We start from the raw sequence: 20,142 nt of genomic DNA, 5'->3' as shown, positions 1-20,142 counted from the left end.
CGGGGGCACCTTCGCCCCGGGCACGCCTTACCCGAACTTCGCCCGGGACTCCCCCCTGATCCTCGGTCAAGTCTCGCCCACTGCCACCGGATTGCGGAACTGTGATTGCGGAAGCTGCGCACGGAGCCTTGCGGAGGACGATCCTACGGTTGGACCCCGGGGGCGCATCAAGGGTCTCATGAGGTCATATGCGCCGGAGTGCGGTCCCAGTCCTCGGGCAGAACCGGAATCCTCCAGCTCGGATCGGGCCGCCAGTCCTGCCACCCGGAGGAGAACGGCGCACCCCAGGCCCTGATCAGGTCCACGGCCGCGAGCCCCGCGTCCCGGACCCGTCCGGCCTGCCCGGGGTCCATCAGCCCCGAGCGCTGGGCCTGCGCGAACTCGTCCTCGTCGCGCCACTTCCAGGTGCGGTCCGGGTAGACGGAGATGTCGAGGAAGTGGTCCTCGGAGTCGACCCCGCCCGCCCAGCGGCGGCGGGGCTCCTCCAGATTGACGTACCAGCTCTTGAACCGCCAGCCCGGCTCCCAGAACAGCCAGACCGACCACGGGTCTTCGGGCCGGGCCAGCTTGAGCACGCCGGTGCCGAACCAGCGGGAGCGGGCGGTGGTGCGCGGGGCGGTGTAGCGGGTGGCGAGGGGCTCCTCGTGCACGGAGGTGCCGTCGGCGAGGACGGGCTTGACGCACTCGGTGCCGGGGGCCATCCACACGGCCAGCAGGTCGGCGGTGTCCTGGACGACGGTCACCGGGCGGCAGATGTGGACGTGCCCCTTCAGGTCGGGGGCGTTGTCGAGGTAGCGCCAGAGGATGTGCTCCCCGGGCGCCCAGTGCGTCTCCTGCGTCCCGTGCGCAGCGCTGGCCGTACCTGTCATGCGCAGATCTTAGGGCTGAGGTCCGCGGGGCGGCTGCGGTGCAGGTCACGGGAGAGAATCGGCCGAAATCCGACCCCCCTTCCGGCGGGCCGGCCGGAAGGGGGCGGGGGCGTGCGGGCGGTCCCCGGAGCTCACGGACGGGTCATGCGCAGCACGTCCAGGGCCTCGTCGAGCTGTTCGAGGGTGAGGTCGCCCCGCTCGACGTACCCCGAGGCGAGGACCACCTCGCGGATGGTCCGGCGCTCGGCCAGCGCCCGCTTGGCGACCTTGGCGGCCTCCTCGTACCCGATGTACTTGTTCAGGGGCGTGACCACGGAGGGGGAGGACTCGGCGTACTCCCTGGCCCGCTCGGCGTTGGCGGTGATGCCGTCCACGGTGCGGTCGGCGAGCAGCCGGCAGCCGTTGGCGAGCAGGCGTACGGACTCCAGGAGGTTGCGCGCCATGACGGGCAGCATCACGTTGAGCTCGAAATTGCCCGCCGCGCCCGCCACGGCCACCGTCGTGTCGTTCCCCGTCACCTGCGCGGCGATCATGAGGACCGCCTCGGGCACCACCGGATTGACCTTCCCGGGCATGATCGAGGAGCCGGGCTGGAGGTCCGGCAGATTGATTTCGGCCAATCCTGTGCGCGGTCCGGAGGACATCCAGCGCAGATCGTTGGCGATTTTGGTGAGAGATACGGCAATTGTCCGCAGCTGGCCCGAGGTTTCCACGAGCGCGTCTCGGGCGCCCTGGGCCTCGAAGTGGTCGCGCGCCTCGGTCAGCGGCAGTCCGGTGCCGGCCGCGACCTCGGCGATGACGGCGGCGGAGAAGCCGGGCGGGGTGTTGATGCCCGTACCGACGGCGGTGCCGCCGAGGGGCAGTTCGGCGAGCCGGGGGAGGGCGCCGCGCAGCCGCTCGACCCCGTAGCGGACCTGGGCCGCGTACCCGCCGAACTCCTGGCCCAGGGTGACGGGCGTGGCGTCCATCAGGTGGGTCCGGCCCGACTTGACCACGTGCACGAACTCGGCGGCCTTGCGCTCCAGGGCCGCTTCGAGGTGCTCCAGTGCGGGGATCAGGTCGCGGGTGACGGCGGCCGTCGCGGCGATGTGGATGGAGGAGGGGAAGACGTCGTTCGAGCTCTGGGAGGCGTTGACGTGGTCGTTGGGGTGGACCTCGCGGCCCAGGCGCTCGGAGGCGAGGGTGGCGAGCACCTCGTTCATGTTCATGTTGGAGGAGGTGCCCGAGCCGGTCTGGAAGACGTCCACGGGGAAGTGGTCGTCCCAGCGGCCCGCGGCCACCTCCCCGGCGGCCTCCGCCACGGCCGCCGCGATGTCCGGATCCACCACGCCGAGGCGTGCGTTCACGGCCGCGGCCGCGCCCTTGATCCGGGCCAGGGCCTCGATGTGCGCCCGCTCCAGGCGCTGCCCGGAGAGCGGGAAGTTCGCCACCGCCCGCTGGGTCTGCGCACGCCACTTGGCCTGCGCGGGGACCTGCACCTCGCCCATCGAGTCGTGCTCGGTCCGGTAGCCGTCCTTGTCCTGATGGCCCGTCATGTCCGCGCCCTCCCTGAAAAGTTGAGCAATTGTCTTGTTCGAAGCATTCCCAAGTCTGCTACCGGCCAGTAAATACCGGGGGTAACACCCGACCTGGAGGTATCCATGGCCCGTACGGAGCCCAGGGCGAAGCCCGCCCTCAGATCGTCCCTCGCCGCACTGGCGGCGTTCGCGGCCGTCCTCGGCGGCACCGCCGCGATCACCCCCGCGGCCCAGGCTGCCACCCCCGCGGCCGCGACGGCCGCCGCCACACCCCTGCCCCCCGAACTGGAGGCCGTACGCGCCGCGGAAGCCGTGAAGATCTACGGCGACCCCGCGATCCGCCCGATGGCCGAACGCAAGACCGGCCTGATCTCCCTCGGCGACAGCGAGATCTCCGGCGAGGGCATCGGGAACTACGACCCCGCCACCAACACCCCCTCCAACCAGTGCCACCGCTCGCCCGACACCGCCATCCACCGCACGGGCATCCCCGCCGACCTCACCTTCAACGTGGCCTGCTCCGGCGCCTACACCGGCAACATCCGCATCGGCGGCAGCAAGCAGTACGCCGACGAGCTCGTCCAGAGCGACAGCCTCGCCGTCAAAGCCCGCAACACCCGCATCAAGATGGTCCTCCTCGTCGCCGGAGCCAACGACGACCTGCAGTTCGGCCCCGTCATGACCGACTGCGTCACCCGCTGGATCCTCAGCCAGGGCACCTGCGAGCCCAAGTACGCCCCCGGCTGGCAGGCCCGCGTCGACGGACTGCGCCCCAAGGTCGAGGCCACCGTCGCCGACCTGCGCACCGTCATGCGCGGCGCCGGCTACGCCGACTCCGACTACAAGCTCGTCGTCATGGGCTACCCGAGCCCCATCGGCCCGGACTTCAACGACAACCCGAACTTCCCCGGGAAGCTTCCCGGCGGCTGCGCCGGCTACGACTCCGACGCCACCTGGGGCCGCAACTACGCCGTCCCGGTCTTCGAGAAGGGGATGCGCGAGGCCGCCCGCAACTCCGGCGCGGTCTACCTCGACAACTCCCGGCTCTTCCACGGCCACGAGGTCTGCATGGAGGACGCCTGGGCCCGCGGGCTCTACCTCGACCTCGCCGACCACTTCCCCTGGGACGAGAACACCGCCCGCCAGTCCTTCCACCCCAACTACCGCGGCCACGGCGCCTTCGCCTCCTGCCTGACCCAGCTCTACGCCTCCGGCCTCACCGAGGCGAGCTGTGCCGACCCCGGCAGCACCGGCAGCCCCGTACTCCAGCCCGGCGCCTGGGACGACGCCTTCAAGCCCCTGCGGAACGAGGCCTCGGGCACCTGCCTCGACGCCAACGGCGGCGCCAGCGCCAACAACACCCGGGTCATCGGCTGGGACTGCCACGGCGGCCGCAACCAGGGCTGGTGGTACGACGCCCCGCGCAAGTCCGTCAAGATCGAACTGACCCACGACCGCTGCCTCGACGTACCGGGTGCGAACTACACGGCGGGCGCCGGCCTGATCCTGTGGAACTGCCACGGCGGCGCGAACCAGCAGTTCGTCCGCGAAGGCGCCACCCTCCGCCCCACCGCCGCCCCCGCCCTCTGCCTGACTCTCGCCTCCCCGAAGGACCAGGCCCGCCTCCAGCCCTGCACGGGCGCCGCCAACCAGCGCTTCGCGTAACTCCCCACCCACCTCCGTTTCGCCCCCTTTGCCCCCGCTTACCCCCTTCACCCCCCACACCCGGCCGGCGCACCTGCCCGGCCGGGTGTCCCGTTTCGGCCGCGCTCTGACCTGTTCACTTCACGAAAAGAAATGCAAATACACCTTCCGGTGAATTCGATACCCGTGGCGATCGATCGTGTGTACGGTGGGAATGCTCGCAGGGGAAGGCGAGTTGGCCGTGCCTGTCGTGGTGCGGGTGATGCTCTGGGGAGGGCATGGTGGGGGCTAGATCTTTTCGGCGTTCGCGTTCCTTAACCATTGGTGTGCTGGCCTTGGCGCTGGCGGCCGGTGCGGTCACGGCGGAGGCATCCCCTCCGCCCGAGCGGCCGGCCCGGGCGGTGCTCCAGGGCACTCCACCACCCGCGCCGCCACCGGTGCCGGCGCCCGTCCCGGACCCCGCGGGGCCTGTCGCCCCGCCGGCCCCGGCGACCACGGACAACGCGGTGTACGCGTACGACGCCGCCGGCCGCCTCGTCGGGGTCACCGACCCCGCGGGCCAGACCGCCCGCTACCGCTACGACGCGGCGGGCAACCGCCTGGGCATCGACCGCTACGCCTCGGGCAAGCTGTCCGTCCTCTCCGTGGTCCCCGTCCGCGCCGCCGCGGGCGCCCGGATCACCCTCTCGGGCACCGGGTTCTCCGCCACGCCCGCGCTCAACAAGGTCACCATCGGCGGCAAGTCCGCCAAGGTGGCGTCGGCGACGAAGTACCGCCTGGCCGCCACCGTCCCGGCGGGCGCGGCCGGCGGCAAGGTCTCCGTACAGGTGGCCTCCGCCACCGGATACGCGGCCGAGACCTTCACCCCGGCCGCCGCCCCGCCCGTGCTGACCTCCCTGACGCCCGCTCACGGGCCGCCGGGCACCGCCCTCGTCATCAAGGGCTCCGGCTTCGCCGCCTCACCCGCGGCCAACACTGTGCGGGTCGGCGGGATCGCGGCCCAGGTCACCGCGGCCACCACCACGGCACTGACGGTGAAGGTCCCGCCGGGGGCGGCGACCGGGCCCGTGGAGGTCGTGACCGCGGACGGAGCGGGCGCCTTCCGGACGCCGTTCCGCGTGGACCCGCAGGGTGACGGCCCGGTCGAGACCTCGGTGGTCACCTCGTACACCGACACGGCCCCTCCGCTGGTGCCCGTGCTGACCCCGGGCAACCTGGGCCGGGTCCAGTTCGACGCGGCCAAGGGCGACGACGTCGGCTTCGGCCTCACCGACTCCACCTTCAACGCCGTCATCTCCCTCGAACTGCTCGACCCGCAGGGGAAGCGGGTCGGCGAGCGCGGGTACGTGGGCGAGGGCAGGAGCCACTGGGGGATGCGCGACCTCCCGGCCGCCGGCCGCTACTCGCTCGTCCTGCGCCCCGGCCTGAACAACATCGGGCAGGCGCGGATCACGGTCTCGAAGCCCGTCGCCGTACCCCGGCTGACCGCCACCGGCGCCCCGGTGACCGCTGTGGTCGCCCGCACGGGGCAGGACGCCGAGAGCTCCTTCACCGCGAGCAAGGGAACCGGCCTGACCCTGGCCGTCACGGACAGCACGTTCAAGGAGAACGTACGGGTCAGCGTCCTCACCCCCGCGGGCAAGCCGCTCGTGACGGACACGCCCATCCTCGGGGCGGGCACCGTCGACCTGCCGGACCTCCCGGAGGCCGGTACGTACGCCGTCGTGGTCGACACCGCCGGGCAGCTCGGCTCCCTGAAGCTGACCCTGTCCGCCGACACCCGGGCCGCCGCCGTCCTCGACGGCCCCTCCGCCCGCGCCGAGGCCGCCCGCCCCGGCCAGCGGATCCGCACGGTGTTCAAGGCCCCGGCCGGCGGCCGGCTCGGCTTCGCCGTCACCGGAAACTCCATCGGTGCGAAGAGCGACGTCCACCTCTTCGGCCCCGGCGACACCAGGGGCGAGTGGCTGGGCACCGTGCGGGCGGGCTCCGACGGGGCGGTCTACGTCGCGGACCTCACGCCGGGGGACACGTACGCCCTGCTCCTGACCCCCTCCGACGCGGCCCTCGGCGCGGCTTCAATCTGGCTGTCGAGCCCGGTGGCGGCCGGTACGCCGACCGCGGCCGCCCCGAGGACGGGCACCCTCACCCGCCCCGGCCAGCAGCTGGCGTTCGCGGTCAAGGCCGCGGCGGGGGACGGGGCGAGCCTGGTCTTCTCCGACGGGACCTTCGGCGACGCCAAGGTCGCGGTCCGCGCCCCCGGAGCCACAGCCGACTCGGCCGAGGAGTACATCGCGGAGAGCGGCGACACCGACCTGCGGGCCCCCCTTGCGGCGGGCACCCACCAGGTGTTCGTGCGGCCCGAGAAGCCGGCGGCCGGCAGGATCACCACCGCTCTGGTCCCCGACGCCGAGGGCGGGCTGCTGAAGACCGGCGGCCCGCGCCGCCCCGCCGAGGCCTCCCGCCCCGGGCAGAACGCCCGCTACACCTTCACCGGTACGGCCGGGCAGAAGCCCGTCCTCGACATCGGCGCCTCGCCCTCCCACTGGCGGCTCTCCGTCCGCCGCCCGGACGGCACCTGGCTCGCCGACGGCCGGTACGTCTCCGACACCGCCACCTCGTACGCCCTGCCGGCGCTGCCCGCGTCCGGTACGTACACCCTGACGGCGGCGCCGTCCGCCCTGGCGACCGGCACGTTCAGCCTCGGCCTCACCGCGGCCGCCGCCGTCCGCGGTGCCCGGGCCGCCGGTGTGCAGCAGGCTGTCGCCGGGCCTGCCGCCGCACCCCTGGGCGGGCCGATCCTCGTGAAGAACCCGCTCGCATGGCTCCTGAGCTGGTTCCGGGACGTCTTCGAGTGGGTCTCCGGCGACCCGGTCGAGCTGTCCACCGGAATGCTCACGGACACCCGCACCGACCTGGCCGTCTCCGGTCCGCTCGGCACCGCCGAGGTCACCCGCAGCTACTGGCAGGCCGATCCGCACCAGCGCGCCTTCGGCACCGGCCGGGACCTCTCGTACAACGCCTTCCTGCACTCCGCCACCGGCAACTACCAGCAGGTGGACCTCTACCTGCCCGGCGGGTCCAAGGTGCACTACCCGCGGATCTCGCCCGGGACCGGCGGCGGCGACGCCGTGTTCGAGGCCCGGGACACGCCCACCCATTTCCGTGGTTCGAAGATCCGCTACCGCACTGCCGTCCACGGCTGGGAGCTGACCTTCCGCGACGGCGCCGTGTGGACCTTCTCCACCCGGGCCGTGCTGACGGAGATCCGCGACCGGTACGGGAACACCGTCAAACTGCGGCGCCTGCAAGGCGACTTCGGCGACATCACGCGTATCGATGCGCCCGGAGGCCGCTGGATCGCCCTCGGGTACGACGCCCGGCACCGCGTCCGCGAGGCCAAGGACAACACCGGCCGGACCACGCGCTACGCGTACGACAGCCGCGGCCGCCTGGCCGCCGTCACCGACCCGGCCGGGAAGACCAGCCGCTACACGTACGACGGCACGACCAACAGGATCGCGACGGCCGTCGACGCCCGCGGGATCACCTACCTGGCCACCACCTACGACGCGGACGGCCGCGTCAAGCAGCAGACCCTCCCCGAAGGGGCCGTCTACCGCTTCGCCTACACGGAGAACGGGTCCGGCCGCGTCGCGGCCGTCCAGGTCACCCAGCCCGGCGGAGCCGTGCGGAGGGTCGAATTCGACGGCTCCGGACTCGCCGTCTCCGAAACCCAGGCGTACGGGACCGACCTCGCACGCAAGACCGTCTTCCAGCGCGGCCCCCACCACCGCATCGACGCGGTCACCGACCCCTTCGGCCGCCGCACGGAGATGACGTACGACGCGAACGGCCGCCTCACCTCCACCCGGGAACTGGCCGGCACGGCGGACGCCCGCACCACCGGAACCACCGTGTACGACGGCCCGTTCGACCAGCCGACCAAGGTGACCGACGCCCTCGGCAACACCACCCTGCTCGGCTACGACACGGCCGGGAACCTGGTGAAGACCACCGACCCGGCGGGCCGGGTCTCCACCTTCACCCACACCCCGCAGGGCCAGGTCAGGACGGCCACCGACCCGGCCAAGGCCGTCACGGCGTACACCTACCGCAACGGCGACCCGGCCTCGGTCAAGGACCCGGAGGGACGGGTGACGGCCCGGACCACGGACTCCGCGGGCCGCCCGACCGTCCTCACCGACGCCGCGGGCTCCCGCACCACCCTCGCGTACGACCATCTCAACCAGCCCACCCGCACCACCGACCCCCTGGGCCACACCCTCGCCTACGGGTACGACGCCAACGGCAACCTCACCACCCTCACCGACGCCCGCAAGAACAAGACCGCCTGGACCTACGACCAGGCCGACCGCCCCGTCTCCGCGACCGACCCGCTCGGCGCCCGCGCCACCTTCGCGTACGACCCGGCCGGCCGGATCAAGAAGACCGTCAACCGCGCCGGAGAGGTCGCCACGGCCTCGTACGACCTCCTGGGCCGCCCGACCGCCGAGGCCTACGGGGTCGCCCCGACGGGCATCGCCCAGTCCACCACCGCGTACGGGTACGGCGCCGCCGACCTCCTGGCCGAGCTCACCGACAGCCGCTCCGGCACCCGCACCTTCGCCTACGACCCCCTCGACCGGCTCAGCTCCACCACCGGCCCGACGGGAACCGTCGGCTACACCTACGACAAGGCCGACCGGCGCGCGACCATGACCGCCGCCGGGGTGACGACCGCGTACGGCTACGACAAGTCCTCCGTCCTCACCTCCCTCACCACCGGCACCGAGAAGGTCGCCTTCGGACTCGACGCCGCAGGCCGGGAGCGCACGGCCGCGCTCCCCGGCGGCTTCACCCGCACCACCGACCTCGACAAGGCCGGCCTGGTCAAGGCCATCGCCTACACCAAGGGCACGGCCAAGGTCGGGAACCTCGCCTACGCCCGCGACGTACGCGGCCTCCAGACCGGCCTGACCGGCACCCTCGCCCGCGTCGCCCTGCCCGCGGCCGAGAGGGACTCCGCCTTCGACGCAGACAACCGCCTCACCAAGTACGGCAGCCGCAAGCTCACCTACGACAGGGAGGGACAGCTCACCGCCGACGGCCTGCGCACCTACACCTGGGACGCACGCGGCCGGCTCACCGGGCTGGCCACGGGAGCCGGCCAGAAGTCCTCCTTCGGGTACGACCCCCTCGGCGGCCGCAACCAGCTCACCGTCGGCGGCTCCACCCGCCGCTTCCTGACCGACGGAGCCAACCCCCTCGTCGAGCAGACCGCCTCCGGCGGCACGTCCGCCACCGTCGCCACCTCCGGCCTCGACGAGTTCCTGACCCGCACGGCCGCCGGCAAGACGCAGGTCTACCTGACGGACGCCCTCGGCACGGTCGTCGGCCTCGCCGACCCCGACGGCAAGATCGCCACCCGGTACTCCTACGACCCCGGCGGCCGGCCCACCGCCACCGGAGCCGCCACCACCAACCGCCAGACCTTCACCGGCCGCGAGGCCGACGGCACCGGCCTCCTCCACTACCGCAACCGCTACTACGACCCCGAGACCGGCCGGTTCATCTCCCAGGACCCCATCGGCCACGCGGGCGGCGCCAATCTCTACCAGTACGCCCTGTCCTCCCCGACCACCTACACCGACCCCTCGGGCAACAGCCCGCTGCTGCTCGGCTGCGCGGGCGGAGCTGCGATGGACGGGATCCTGGACTACGGCTTCCAGCGCCTCTCCGGCCGCAAGGTCGACTGGGGCCAGGTCGGCACCTCGGCCCTGACGGGCTGCGCGGCGGGCATGCTGGGCGCCTGGGGCGCGGCCAAGTGGGCCCGCACGTGCCCGATCCGCATCCCGAACAGCTTCACCGCCGACACCCCCGTCCTGATGGCCGACGGCACCCGCAAGCGCATCGCGGACATAGCCGTGGGCGACCAAGTCCTCGCCACCGACCCGGAAACCGGCGAAACGGGACCGCGCCCGGTCACCGCCCTCATCCAGGGCGACGGCGACAAAGCCCTGGTCGACCTGACGATCCGAGCCGAAGACGGCACCTCCGCCACCCTCACCGCCACCACCGGCCACCCCTTCTGGCTCCCGTCCACCGCGACCTGGACGGAAGCGGGCGAACTCCGCCCCGGCCAGTGGCTCCGCACCTCATCGGGCACCCACGTCCAACTCACCGCAATCCGCACCCACACCCGCCGCACCACGGTCTACAACCTCACGGTCGAGGGCCTGCACACGTACTACGTCGTGGCGGGTGGGACTCCGGTCCTCACGCACAACAGCAACTGCGTATCCGTATCCCGACAGAAGCAGGACCAGCACGTTCTCGGGACCAAGGAATACGAGGAGCGCATCAACCTCGGTACGCCGACGTCGGCGTTCGGTAGCCGCAGCGAAGCGGATGCCTATGCCCGGCACGCCTGGGAGAACGGGACGTCTGTGCCGGGTCGGCCGAACGTCCGCGATTACGAGTACGGCAAGCCCGTGGGGCGTGGTCCTCGTGGTGGGTGGCAGACGAAGGTTCGCGTGCACATCGACAAGTCCGGTCGGACGCACGGGCACCCTGCGGGACGTGAATACTTCGACTAGTTCGGTACGGGAGAAGACGATGAGCGCGCACGACCCTTGGTCCTGGAGTGAGTGGGACATGCTGCTGGCTCGGATCCGGAATGCGTACAGGGATCTGGACGCACCCAGTCGGCAGTTCGTGCTCGAAGCGGACAGCCGTCAGCCCTACCGTGCCTTGACGGAGCAAATGGCCGGTGACGCGGTCCTGGTGGACGACACCGACATCAACTGTGAGGTGTGCTTCACCTTTCTGATCGAGGCCCACAGCCAGTACCTCGTGCGCCTCTCGATGGTGGGCAAGTACGCGATGGTCGCCCGGCTCTCGCCCTCAGCGGATGCGGTGCTGCTGTCCGGCAGACGCCAATGCTCTGAGGACATCGAGTACGAGATGCTCCGACGTCTGGAGGTGCACGGCTTCAAGGTGCTCTCACAAGCCGAGCTGGACGTTCCCATTGGGCTGGCCCTCCCGGGGATCGGATCGGCGAGGGTATTCCACGCGCTCTTCTGCCCCGAGGAGGAGCTGGCCTGATCCCGTTGGGAAGCCCGGCTGCCCGGGCGGCCGGCGGGTCAGTCGCGGGGGAGGAGGGGGACCGGGACGCGGTTCAGCGGGATGGCGAAGTGGGAGTGGTAGGCCGACAGGACTGCGGCGTCCGTCGTGAGCTGTTCCTTCGTGCGGCCCGCTGCCGTGGTGGTGGTCAGGGTGCGGTCGGAGAGGGTGGTGCGGCCCGTTTCCGTGAGGAGGGTGCAGACCGGGCCCCGGGTGAAGTGGGACTCCGGGGAGGTGCGGTGCCACCATGCGCCCGTGGTGAAGTCCGCGAGGGTGCGGGGGCGGAGCGTGAGCCGGTACTGGCGGGCGCCGTTCTGCCAGAGGTCCAGGTCGCCCTCGGGGGCGTCCTCGGCGGGGGAGATGCGGAACACCCCGGCCGGGTCCTTCTGTTCGCCCCGCTCCTCCAGCGCCAGCGGGTAGTGGGCGTGGTCGCCGAAGCCCACGTCGGCCAGCCACACCACCCCGTCCGCGTCCGTGACCCGCAGGGCGAGGTGGTCGTACGGGATGCCCGGCGCGGCCGCGTCGGGGGAGGGGAAGACGCGGGCTTCGAGGAGGTCCACGCCGTACCCGAGGGTGCGCAGCAGCAGGGCGAAGGCGCCGTTCAGTTCGTAGCAGAAGCCGCCGCGGTGGCGGACGAGGAGCTTGTCGAGGAGGGCTTCCGGGTCGAGCGGGATCTCCTCGCCGAGGTGGATGGAGAGGTTTTCGAAGGGCACCGAGCGCAGGTGCCGCAGGTGGAGCTGGCGCAGGGCCTCCCCATCGGGGCGGGCCGGCCGTGCCGCGCCTATGCGGTGCAGGTAGGCGTCGAGTCGGGGGGCGGTGAGGGTGCCGGCGGTCGGCGCGGTGGCGTCCATGGGGGCCAGTCTGCCCAAGGCTGCAGGCGCGGAACACCAGGGGGCTGACGGGCGGATCCGCGGGGCGCGGCGGAGAATGGGGGACGGGCCCAGGGGGCGGTATGCCAACCCGCAGGAGGCAGCCCATGTCCCGCAGATCAACGAGGGCGGGCGCGCTCGGTGCCTGCCTGGCCGCGGCCGTCGCGTTCGGCGTCCCGGCCGCCGTCGGCACCGCGTACGCCGAGGACGTGAACTTCACCGTCTACGCCAAGGAACTGCCGACCGACGAGAGTGCCAGCGAGGCGCCGCCCGCGGTCGGCGACACCTTCGCCTTCGCCGAGGACCTGTACCGCGAGAAGGGCGGGGAGAAGATCGGCCGCGGCGGGGTGACCTGCACGGTCGTGCGCACCGGGGACCCCGGCGACCTGCACTGCGTGGGCTCGTACGTGCTGACCGGCGGGCCCGGCGGGCAGGTGGCCGGACAGGCCCTGCTGGAGTTCGCCGCCTCCGACCAGGCGCCCGCCGCCTTCGACATCTCCGTCACCGGCGGTACGGGCGACTTCAAGAACGTGACCGGGTACGTCCGCTCCACCCCGGACGGGGACTACAGCCGCCTCGACTTCCGGCTGAGCAGGTAGCGCGAGCGCGGTGGGAGGGCCGGCCGTACGCCCGCCCTCCCACCGCGGTCAGAGGCCCGGGCCGCGGACCGGGATGTGCGTGAACGTCGGCTCGGGGGCCGGGTTCTGGAAGAAGTCGTTCCCCTTGTCGTCGACCACGATGAACGCGGGGAAGTCCTCGACCTCGATCTTCCAGACCGCCTCCATGCCGAGCTCCTCGTACTCGACGACCTCGACCTTCTTGATGCAGTCCTGGGCCAGGCGGGCCGCGGGGCCGCCGATGGAGCCGAGGTAGAAGCCGCCGTGGCTGCCGCAGGCGTCCGTGACCTGCTGCGAGCGGTTGCCCTTGGCCAGCATGACCTTCGAGCCGCCGGCCGCCTGGAACTGCTCGACGTACGAGTCCATCCGCCCGGCCGTGGTCGGGCCGAAGGAGCCGGAGGCGTAGCCCTCGGGGGTCTTGGCCGGGCCGGCGTAGTAGACCGGGTGGTCCTTGAGGTACTGCGGCATCTCCTCGCCCGCGTCCAGCCGCTCCTTGATCTTCGCGTGCGCGATGTCGCGGGCGACGACCAGCGGGCCGGTCAGGGACAGCCGGGTCTTGACCGGGTGCTTGGACAGCTCGGCGAGGATCTCGTCCATGGGCTGGTTGAGGTCCACCGACACGACCTCGCCGCCCGGCAGGTGGTCCTCGGTGGTCTCCGGCAGGAAGCGGGCCGGGTCGCGCTCCAGCTGCTCCAGGAAGACTCCCTCGGCGGTGATCTTCGCGACGGCCTGGCGGTCCGCGGAGCAGGAGACGGCGATGGCGACCGGGCAGGACGCGCCGTGCCGCGGCAGGCGCACCACGCGCACGTCGTGGCAGAAGTACTTGCCGCCGAACTGCGCGCCGATGCCCAGCTTCTGGGTCAGCTCGAAGACCTTCTCCTCCAGGTCCGTGTCCCGGAAGCCGTTGCCGAGCGCCGAGCCCTCGGTGGGCAGCTCGTCCAGGTAGTGGGCCGAGGCCAGCTTGGCGGTCTTCAGCGCGTGCTCGGCGGAGGTGCCGCCCACCACGATCGCGAGGTGGTACGGCGGGCAGGCGGCCGTGCCCAGCGAACGGATCTTCTGCTCCAGGAACTTCATCATGGAGGCCTCGTTGAGGACCGCCTTGGTCTCCTGGTACAGGAAGGACTTGTTGGCGCTGCCGCCGCCCTTGGCCATGAAGAGGAACTTGTACGCGCCGCCGTCGGTCGCGAACACCTCGATCTGCGCGGGCAGGTTCGAGCCGGTGTTCTTCTCCTCCCACATGGTCAGCGGGGCCATCTGCGAGTAGCGGAGGTTCAGCCGGGTGTACGCGTCGTAGATGCCGCGCGACAGGGCCGCCTCGTCGCCGCCCTCCGTGAGGACGTTCTGGCCGCGCTTGCCCATGACGATCGCGGTGCCGGTGTCCTGGCACATCGGGAGCACGCCGGCCGCCGCGATGTTCGCGTTCTTCAGCAGGTCGAGGGCGACGAACTTGTCGTTCGCGGAGGCCTCGGGGTCGTCGATGATGCGGCGCAGCTGCGCGAGGTGGGCCGGGCGCAGGAAGTGCTGGATGTCGTGGATGGCCTCCTCGGCCAGCTTCCGCAGCGCCTCCGGCTCGACCTTGAGGAACGTACGGCCGTCAGCCTCGAACGTGGACACGCCCTCGGACGTCACCAGTCGGTAGGGAGTCTGGTCCTCTCCCAGGGGGAGAAGGTCGGTGTACGCGAACTCCGGCATGTGGGTAGCCATTCCTCACTCGGCAGACAGCGCTGGCGACCATTTGGCAGCGCAGTCAACCAGGGTAGGCCCCGGACGGGGGGCCGTGTCTGTGAGGTAAGGCTCACTCAGCCCTATCGCGATCTATCGTGTCTCGTTAGACTGGGGCCGTGGACCTCGACAAGCACGCGCCCGACCCGCACGCGGCCGCAGGGCCGCCCGCCGCGCCCGCCGCCCTGCGGGCCTCCGACGCCGACCGCGACCGCATCGCGCACGTCCTCGGGGACGCCCTCGCCGAGGGCCGCCTCAGCTCCGAGGAGCACGCCGAGCGCCTGGACGCCCTCTACGCGCACAAGACGGTCGCCGAGCTGGACCGGCTCGTCGCGGACCTGCCCGCAGGCGCCCGTACGCCGTACGCGCCTCCCGCATCCGCGGCCTCCGCAGCGGGTGCGGCGGCCGCCGATGCGCCCTGGACCGGCCGGGGCGGGTACGCCGGGGAGCCGGACCAGGTGCTCGCGGTGTGCGGCAGCGCCTCCCGGCGGGGCAGCTGGCGGCCCCGGGCGCGGACCCGCGCGGTGGCCGTGATGGGGGACGTGAGCATCGACCTCACCCAGGCCGTGTTCGAGCAGCAGCTCACCGAGATCAATGTCGTCTCCGTGCTCGGCAATGTGGAAATCCTCGTGCCGGAAAACGTCACGGTCCGGGGATTCGGCAACGGTGTTCTCGGCAATTTCGAAGTGGTTCCGAACAGTGCCGATCAAGCCGATCCGCAGGCCCCTGTGGTGATCGTCCGAGGTTTTGCGCTGCTCGGCAATATCGAGGCGCGCGGCAAGACCGGGGCCCGCCTCGTGGACCTCGCGGCCAGGCTGCGCAAGGCCGGCAGGCCCTGACCTGCGGCGCTCCCGCGGCCGCGGGAGCCCGGATCCGGTCCGCCCCCCGGCCTTGTCCGGCCCGGCCGGAAGCGGAGTGCGGCGGGGGCGGAATTCGGTCGAAGTTCCCTGAAGTGGAAGGCAGTGCATAGGCCTGCGTTCAGCGGGTAGAGACAGCTGCATCGTCTCTCGCTCGCGAATACGTCGTCAGGAGTAGACCGTGCAGCAACCGCCGCATCAGTCCTTGCAGGCAGCCGCAGTACAGGCCCTTCCGGGTATCCCGGCCCCCCGGCTGCCGGTCAGGGAAGAGGACGGCCCCTGGCATGCGGACGCGGTCTGCCGCCGGGACGAGGCGGGACTGTTCTTCGCTCCCTCCAAGGAGCCGACGGCTGCCAGGCTCTCGCGCGAGGAGGCCGCCAAGCGGGTCTGCGCCCGCTGCCCGGTCATGGTCGCCTGCCGCGAGCACGCGCTGCTCCAGCCCGAGCCGTACGGGGTGTGGGGCGGGCTGACCGCGGCCGAGCGCCGCGTGGTGCTGGCCCGGCGGCGCCGGCGCGCCGCCGAACTGCGCCAGGGCACGGCGGCCGCGGGCTCGATCGCGGCGGCGGGCTGAGGCCCCGTACCGCCGCCCGCACCCGGCCCGTACGGCCTCCCGGCTCGCCCGGACCGTACGGCCCGCCCGGATCCGCCGGGCCCGGCCGCCCGCACCCGGACGCACCCGAGGGGCGCTCCCACCGCACACGGGGAGCGCCCCTCGGGTCCGTCCGTACCGCCTCGCCCCTACTGGGCGCGGTCGAAGTCGATGGCGCTGTAGGCGCGCAGCTTCGACAGGCGGTGCGTGGAGTCGATCTGGCGGATGGTGCCGGACTTGGAGCGCATGACCAGCGAGGACGTGGTCGCGGTCTCGGAGCGGTAGTGCACGCCGCGCAGCAGTTCGCCGTCGGTGATGCCGGTGGCGACGAAGAAGACGTTGTCGCCGGAGACCAGGTCGCCGGTGTGCAGGACGCGGTCCAGGTCGTGGCCCGCGTCGAGGGCCTTCTGGCGCTCGGCCTCGTCCTTGGGCCACAGCTTGCCCTGGATCACGCCGCCCAGGCACTTTATGGCGCAGGCGGAGATGATCCCCTCGGGGGTGCCGCCGATGCCGAGCAGCAGGTCGACGCCGGTGCCCTCGCGGGCGGCCATGATCGAGCCGGCCACGTCGCCGTCGGAGATGAACTTGATGCGGGCGCCGGTCTCGCGGATCTCCTTGACGATGCCCTCGTGCCGCGGGCGGTCGAGGATGACCACGGTCACGTCCTCGGTGGCCATGCCCTTGGCCTTGGCGACCCGGCGGATGTTCACCGCGACGGGCGCGTTGATGTCCACGAAGTCGGCGGCCTCGGGGCCGGTGACGAGCTTGTCCATGTAGAAGACCGCGGACGGGTCGAACATGGCGCCGCGGTCGGCGGCGGCGAGCACGGCGATGGCGTTCGGCATGCCCTTGGCGTTGAGGGTGGTCCCGTCGATCGGGTCCACGGCGATGTCGACCTCGGCGCCGGTGCCGTCGCCGACCCGCTCGCCGTTGAAGAGCATCGGGGCCTCGTCCTTCTCGCCCTCGCCGATGACGACGACGCCGTTCATCGAGACGGTGGAGACGAGGGTGCGCATGGCCCGTACGGCCGCGCCGTCGGCGCCGATCTTGTCACCGCGGCCGACCCAGCGGCCGGCGGCCATGGCCGCCGCCTCGGTCACGCGGACGAGTTCCAGGGCGAGGTTCCGGTCGGGGGCCTCGGGAGAGACCTCGAGCTGGGGCGGCAGGTTGTGCTCGGTCATCGGAGCGCACCTTTCTGTACGACGACGGCACGACGACGGCCGTTAAGGAGGGTGCTGGAACTCTATCGTCAGGTCGACAAATTGAGCAGAGGGGGTCACGTATGAGCGGCATATCGCCATCCGCGTCCTTCCGGGCGACCCTGGCGACGGCCTCCCGCGGCCATGAGGGACGATGGGTCGCGTGGCAGGTATGAAAGGCAAGCAGACGGTCCAGGACATGGTGCGGTCACTGGCGGTGATCGGCGCTCTCGTCGCCCTCATCTACGTGTTCATCCCGCACGACGAGGACGCCGACCCGACCAGGGTCGTCGACTACCGCGTCGAGACCCTGACGGCGCGCCGGGCGGCCCCGTACCCGGTGGCGGCCCCGGTGGGGCTCCCCGCGGAGTGGCGGGCCACCTCGGTGACCTTCGAGCGGAAGAACGCCAACTCCTGGCACCTGGGCTTCCTCGACCCGGACGGGGAGTACGTGGCGGTGGAGCAGTCCACCGACGCCTCCCCGGACAACTACGTGCGCAAGGTGACGCACCAGGCCGTGGAGACCCCGGGCACGGAGCGCGCCGGGGACCTGACCTGGACGCGCTGGGAGGGCCCGAAGTACGACGGGCTGGTGCGCAAGGAGCAGGGCGTGACCACCGTGGTCACAGGCACGGCCTCCTTCGAGCGGCTCGCCGAGATGGCCGCGGCGCTGGAGATGAAGAAGGGCTGAGGCCCGTACGGATACGGACATGCGAGAAGAGGCCGGCCCCGGAACTGCCGGGGCCGGCCTCTTCTCGCGCGTACGGGCTCAGACGGTGGTGACGACCTCGTCGTACGCCAGGCGCGGGGAGCGGGGGAACCAGGCGTCCTCGCCCGGCTTGCCGATGTTGACCACCATCAGCGGGGTGTGGTCGGCGTCCAGGAACTCCTTCTGGATCCCGGCGAAGTCCACACCGGTCATCGGGCCCGCGGCCAGGCCGGCGGCGCGGACGCCCACGATGAAGTACGCGGCCTGGAGGGCGGCGTTCAGCAGGGCGGAGCCCTCGCGGACCGGGCGCTCGGCGAAGAACATGTCCTTGGCCTGCGGGAAGTGCGGGAGCAGCTGCGGGAGCTCCTCGTGGAACTCGTTGTCCGCGGACAGGATCGCGACCAGGGGGGCGGCGGCGGTCTTGGCCTGGTTGCCCTCGGCCATGTGCTTCACCAGGCGCTCGCGGGCCTCGGGGGAGCGGACCAGCGTGATGCGCAGCGGGGTCTGGTTGAAGGCCGTGGGGCCGAACTTGACCAGGTCGTATATCGCCTGCACCTGCTCGTCGGTGACGGGCTCGTCGGAGAAGGTGTTGGCGGTGCGGGCCTCGCGGAAGAGCAGGTCCTGTGCGGCGGAGTCGAGAACGAGGGACATCGGCGGGCGCCTTCCAAGTGGTGCGGGCTGTGCGGTGTCTCCGACTCTAGGGCAGAAATAGATGAAATTTCAACTATCTGGCCCCGCGGTGGTCGGGATCACACGTCGTTGAGCAGTCAACGAACCTCGTAACCGGCCCGGACCTGCGCCTATTCCCGGCCCCGGCGGACAGTCTGCGGGCCCGGCCCGATCCCCGGCCTACTCCCCGTCCTCAGCGGACCCCTGGGAACCCGCGCCCCCCGCGTCCCCGCCGCCGGATCCGCCCGCCAGCGCCGAGTCCAGCCGCGCCCGGGCCCCCTCCAGCCAGCGGCGGCAGACCTGAGCCAGCTCCTCGCCCCGCTCCCACAGGGCCAGCGACTCCTCCAGCGTGGTCCCGCCCGCCTCCAGGCGGCGCACCACCTCGATCAGCTCGTCCCGCGCCTGCTCGTAGCCCAGCGCGGCGTCCGCCGCCGCATCCGTACCGGCCATCAGTTCCACCCTCTGTGTGTCGTACGAAAGGAATATTGCGCGCGCATGAAACCCCGGCGGGCCCCGCCCGTGCTCAGGGGGACTCCGCCACCCGCACCGCGAACCCGCCCTCAGCCACCCGGGCCCGCAGCTCGTCCCCCGGCGCGACCTCCGAAGCGGAGCGCACCACGTGCCCGTCCGCCCGCTGGAGCACCGCGTACCCCCGCTCCAGGGTGGCCGCCGGGCTCAGCGCCACCACCCGCGCCAGGGTGTGCGCGAGCTCCGAGTCGGCCCGGTCCAGCAGGTGCTTCAGGGTCCGCCGACTGCGCCCGAGCAGGGCCTCCAGCTCCGCCTCCCGGGTCTCCACCATCCGCTGCGGGTGCACGAACACCGGCCGGCCCAGCGCATGCGCCAGGCCCCGCTCCTCCCGGTCCAGCAGGCCCCGTACGGACCGCAGCGCCCGCTCGCGCAGCAACCGGACCCGCTCCAGCTCCTCGCCCACGTCCGGGACCACCTTCTTCGCCGCGTCCGTGGGCGTGGACGCCCGCAGGTCGGCGACGAGGTCCAGCAGCGGGGAGTCCGGCTCGTGCCCGATCGCCGAGACCACCGGGGTCCGGGCCTGCGCCACGGCCCGTACGACCTGCTCGTCCGAGAACGGCAGCAGGTCCTCCACGCTCCCGCCGCCCCGCGCCACGATGATCACGTCCACCTCGGGCAGCGCGTCGAGCTCCTGCACCGCCGCCACCACCTGCGGTACGGAGTGCACCCCCTGCACGGCGACGTTGCGCACCTCGAAGCGGACCGCCGGCCAGCGGCGGCGCGCCATCTCCAGCACGTCGCGCTCGGCCGCCGAGGCCCGGCCGCAGACCAGGCCCACCAGCTGCGGCAGGAAGGGCAGCGGCTTCTTGCGGTCCGCGTCGAACAGGCCCTCGGCCCCCAGCGACCGCTTCAGCCGCTCCAGCCGCACCAGCAGCTCCCCGACGCCCACCGGCCGTATCTCCGTGGCCCGCAGGGACAGCTGGCCGCGCGGCGCGTACCACTCGGGCTTGGCCAGGAGCACCACCCGCGCGCCCTCCGAGACCACGTCCGCGACCTCGTCGAAGACCTGCCGGAAGCAGGTCACGCTCACCGAGATGTCGTGCGACGGGTCGCGGAGGGTCAGGAAGACCACCCCCGCGCCCGGCCGCCGCGACAGCTGGGTGATCTGCCCCTCCACCCACACCTGCCCGAGCCGCTCGATCCAGCCCCCGATGAGCCGGGACACCCGGCCCACGGGCAGCGGCGCCTCGGCGGACGTATTCAGACCCATGCCCGCAGGCTATCCGGCCGC

15 protein-coding genes are annotated in these 20,142 nt (G+C 72.1%); 7 read left to right on the top strand and 8 right to left on the bottom strand.

All coding sequences use genetic code 11. The annotated features are described in order from the left end of the window. Positions 1 to 176: 176 nt before the first annotated feature. Together fomD and ACZ7JZ_RS00405 are read right to left on the bottom strand one after the other, a co-directional pair. On the bottom strand, positions 177 to 869 hold the full coding sequence (fomD, locus tag ACZ7JZ_RS00410; RefSeq protein WP_470931601.1) for a cytidylyl-2-hydroxypropylphosphonate hydrolase: 693 nt from the start codon (positions 867 to 869) through the stop codon (positions 177 to 179). Positions 870 to 1,000: 131 nt separating this feature from the next. Beyond that, positions 1,001 to 2,404 (bottom strand): class II fumarate hydratase, encoded by a 1,404-nt coding sequence (locus ACZ7JZ_RS00405; protein ID WP_470931599.1) that lies wholly within the window; start codon positions 2,402 to 2,404, stop codon positions 1,001 to 1,003. 105 nt (positions 2,405 to 2,509) lie between these two features. Between ACZ7JZ_RS00405 and ACZ7JZ_RS00400 the strand changes: the two genes are divergently transcribed. The 3 genes from ACZ7JZ_RS00400 (at position 2,510) to ACZ7JZ_RS00390 (ending at position 11,134) form a co-directional block, all read left to right on the top strand. Further along, positions 2,510 to 4,051 carry a ricin-type beta-trefoil lectin domain protein gene (locus ACZ7JZ_RS00400; protein ID WP_470931597.1) on the top strand — a complete coding sequence of 514 codons (1,542 nt, stop codon included), beginning with the start codon at positions 2,510 to 2,512 and terminating at the stop codon, positions 4,049 to 4,051. Between the two features lie 485 nt (positions 4,052 to 4,536). Continuing rightward, a complete protein-coding gene (locus ACZ7JZ_RS00395; RefSeq protein WP_470931595.1) occupies positions 4,537 to 10,626 on the top strand; it encodes an RHS repeat-associated core domain-containing protein in 6,090 nt (2,029 codons plus the stop codon). A 19-nt stretch (positions 10,627 to 10,645) separates the two neighbouring features. Beyond that, positions 10,646 to 11,134: a hypothetical protein gene (locus tag ACZ7JZ_RS00390; protein ID WP_470931593.1), complete on the top strand. Its 489-nt coding sequence runs from the start codon at positions 10,646 to 10,648 to the stop codon at positions 11,132 to 11,134. Between the two features lie 38 nt (positions 11,135 to 11,172). Here ACZ7JZ_RS00390 and ACZ7JZ_RS00385 read toward each other — a convergent pair whose 3' ends face one another. Beyond that, positions 11,173 to 12,003, bottom strand: coding sequence for an arylamine N-acetyltransferase family protein (locus ACZ7JZ_RS00385; RefSeq protein ID WP_470931591.1), 831 nt, complete (start codon positions 12,001 to 12,003; stop codon positions 11,173 to 11,175). 125 nt (positions 12,004 to 12,128) lie between these two features. On the opposite strand from ACZ7JZ_RS00385, the gene ACZ7JZ_RS00380 reads away from it, so the two are divergent. Continuing rightward, a complete protein-coding gene (locus tag ACZ7JZ_RS00380) occupies positions 12,129 to 12,620 on the top strand; it encodes a hypothetical protein (RefSeq protein ID WP_470931589.1) in 492 nt (163 codons plus the stop codon). Between the two features lie 48 nt (positions 12,621 to 12,668). Here the strand turns inward: ACZ7JZ_RS00380 and ACZ7JZ_RS00375 are convergent, their stop codons facing one another. Beyond that, complete coding sequence (locus ACZ7JZ_RS00375; protein WP_470932409.1) at positions 12,669 to 14,330, bottom strand: fumarate hydratase; 1,662 nt, start codon at positions 14,328 to 14,330, stop codon at positions 12,669 to 12,671. Positions 14,331 to 14,479: 149 nt separating this feature from the next. Here ACZ7JZ_RS00375 and ACZ7JZ_RS00370 point away from each other — a divergent pair, with 149 nt between their 5' ends. Together ACZ7JZ_RS00370 and ACZ7JZ_RS00365 are read left to right on the top strand one after the other, a co-directional pair. Next, a complete protein-coding gene (locus tag ACZ7JZ_RS00370) occupies positions 14,480 to 15,199 on the top strand; it encodes a DUF1707 SHOCT-like domain-containing protein (RefSeq protein WP_470931587.1) in 720 nt (239 codons plus the stop codon). A 199-nt stretch (positions 15,200 to 15,398) separates the two neighbouring features. Then, a complete protein-coding gene (locus tag ACZ7JZ_RS00365; RefSeq protein WP_470931585.1) occupies positions 15,399 to 15,788 on the top strand; it encodes a WhiB family transcriptional regulator in 390 nt (129 codons plus the stop codon). Between the two features lie 167 nt (positions 15,789 to 15,955). On the opposite strand, the gene glpX is transcribed toward ACZ7JZ_RS00365, so the two are convergent. Next, a complete protein-coding gene (gene glpX / locus ACZ7JZ_RS00360; protein ID WP_470931583.1) occupies positions 15,956 to 16,987 on the bottom strand; it encodes a class II fructose-bisphosphatase in 1,032 nt (343 codons plus the stop codon). A 190-nt stretch (positions 16,988 to 17,177) separates the two neighbouring features. On the opposite strand from glpX, the gene ACZ7JZ_RS00355 reads away from it, so the two are divergent. Next, positions 17,178 to 17,696 carry a DUF4245 domain-containing protein gene (locus ACZ7JZ_RS00355; RefSeq protein ID WP_470932407.1) on the top strand — a complete coding sequence of 173 codons (519 nt, stop codon included), beginning with the start codon at positions 17,178 to 17,180 and terminating at the stop codon, positions 17,694 to 17,696. A gap of 78 nt (positions 17,697 to 17,774) precedes the next feature. On the opposite strand, the gene ACZ7JZ_RS00350 is transcribed toward ACZ7JZ_RS00355, so the two are convergent. The 3 genes from ACZ7JZ_RS00350 to xseA all read right to left on the bottom strand — a co-directional run bounded on the left by ACZ7JZ_RS00350 (position 17,775) and on the right by xseA (position 20,121). Next, positions 17,775 to 18,365 (bottom strand): malonic semialdehyde reductase, encoded by a 591-nt coding sequence (locus ACZ7JZ_RS00350; RefSeq protein ID WP_470931581.1) that lies wholly within the window; start codon positions 18,363 to 18,365, stop codon positions 17,775 to 17,777. Positions 18,366 to 18,563: 198 nt separating this feature from the next. After that, positions 18,564 to 18,833, bottom strand: coding sequence for an exodeoxyribonuclease VII small subunit (locus tag ACZ7JZ_RS00345; RefSeq protein WP_470932405.1), 270 nt, complete (start codon positions 18,831 to 18,833; stop codon positions 18,564 to 18,566). A gap of 73 nt (positions 18,834 to 18,906) precedes the next feature. After that, a complete protein-coding gene (xseA, locus tag ACZ7JZ_RS00340; RefSeq protein WP_470931579.1) occupies positions 18,907 to 20,121 on the bottom strand; it encodes an exodeoxyribonuclease VII large subunit in 1,215 nt (404 codons plus the stop codon). Between the last annotated feature and the right edge of the window lie 21 nt (positions 20,122 to 20,142).

This window comes from Streptomyces sp. NPDC038213 (assembly GCF_055600495.1).
Note: the sequence above shows the minus strand (reverse complement) of the source record. Positions and strands in the feature narration are given on the sequence as shown.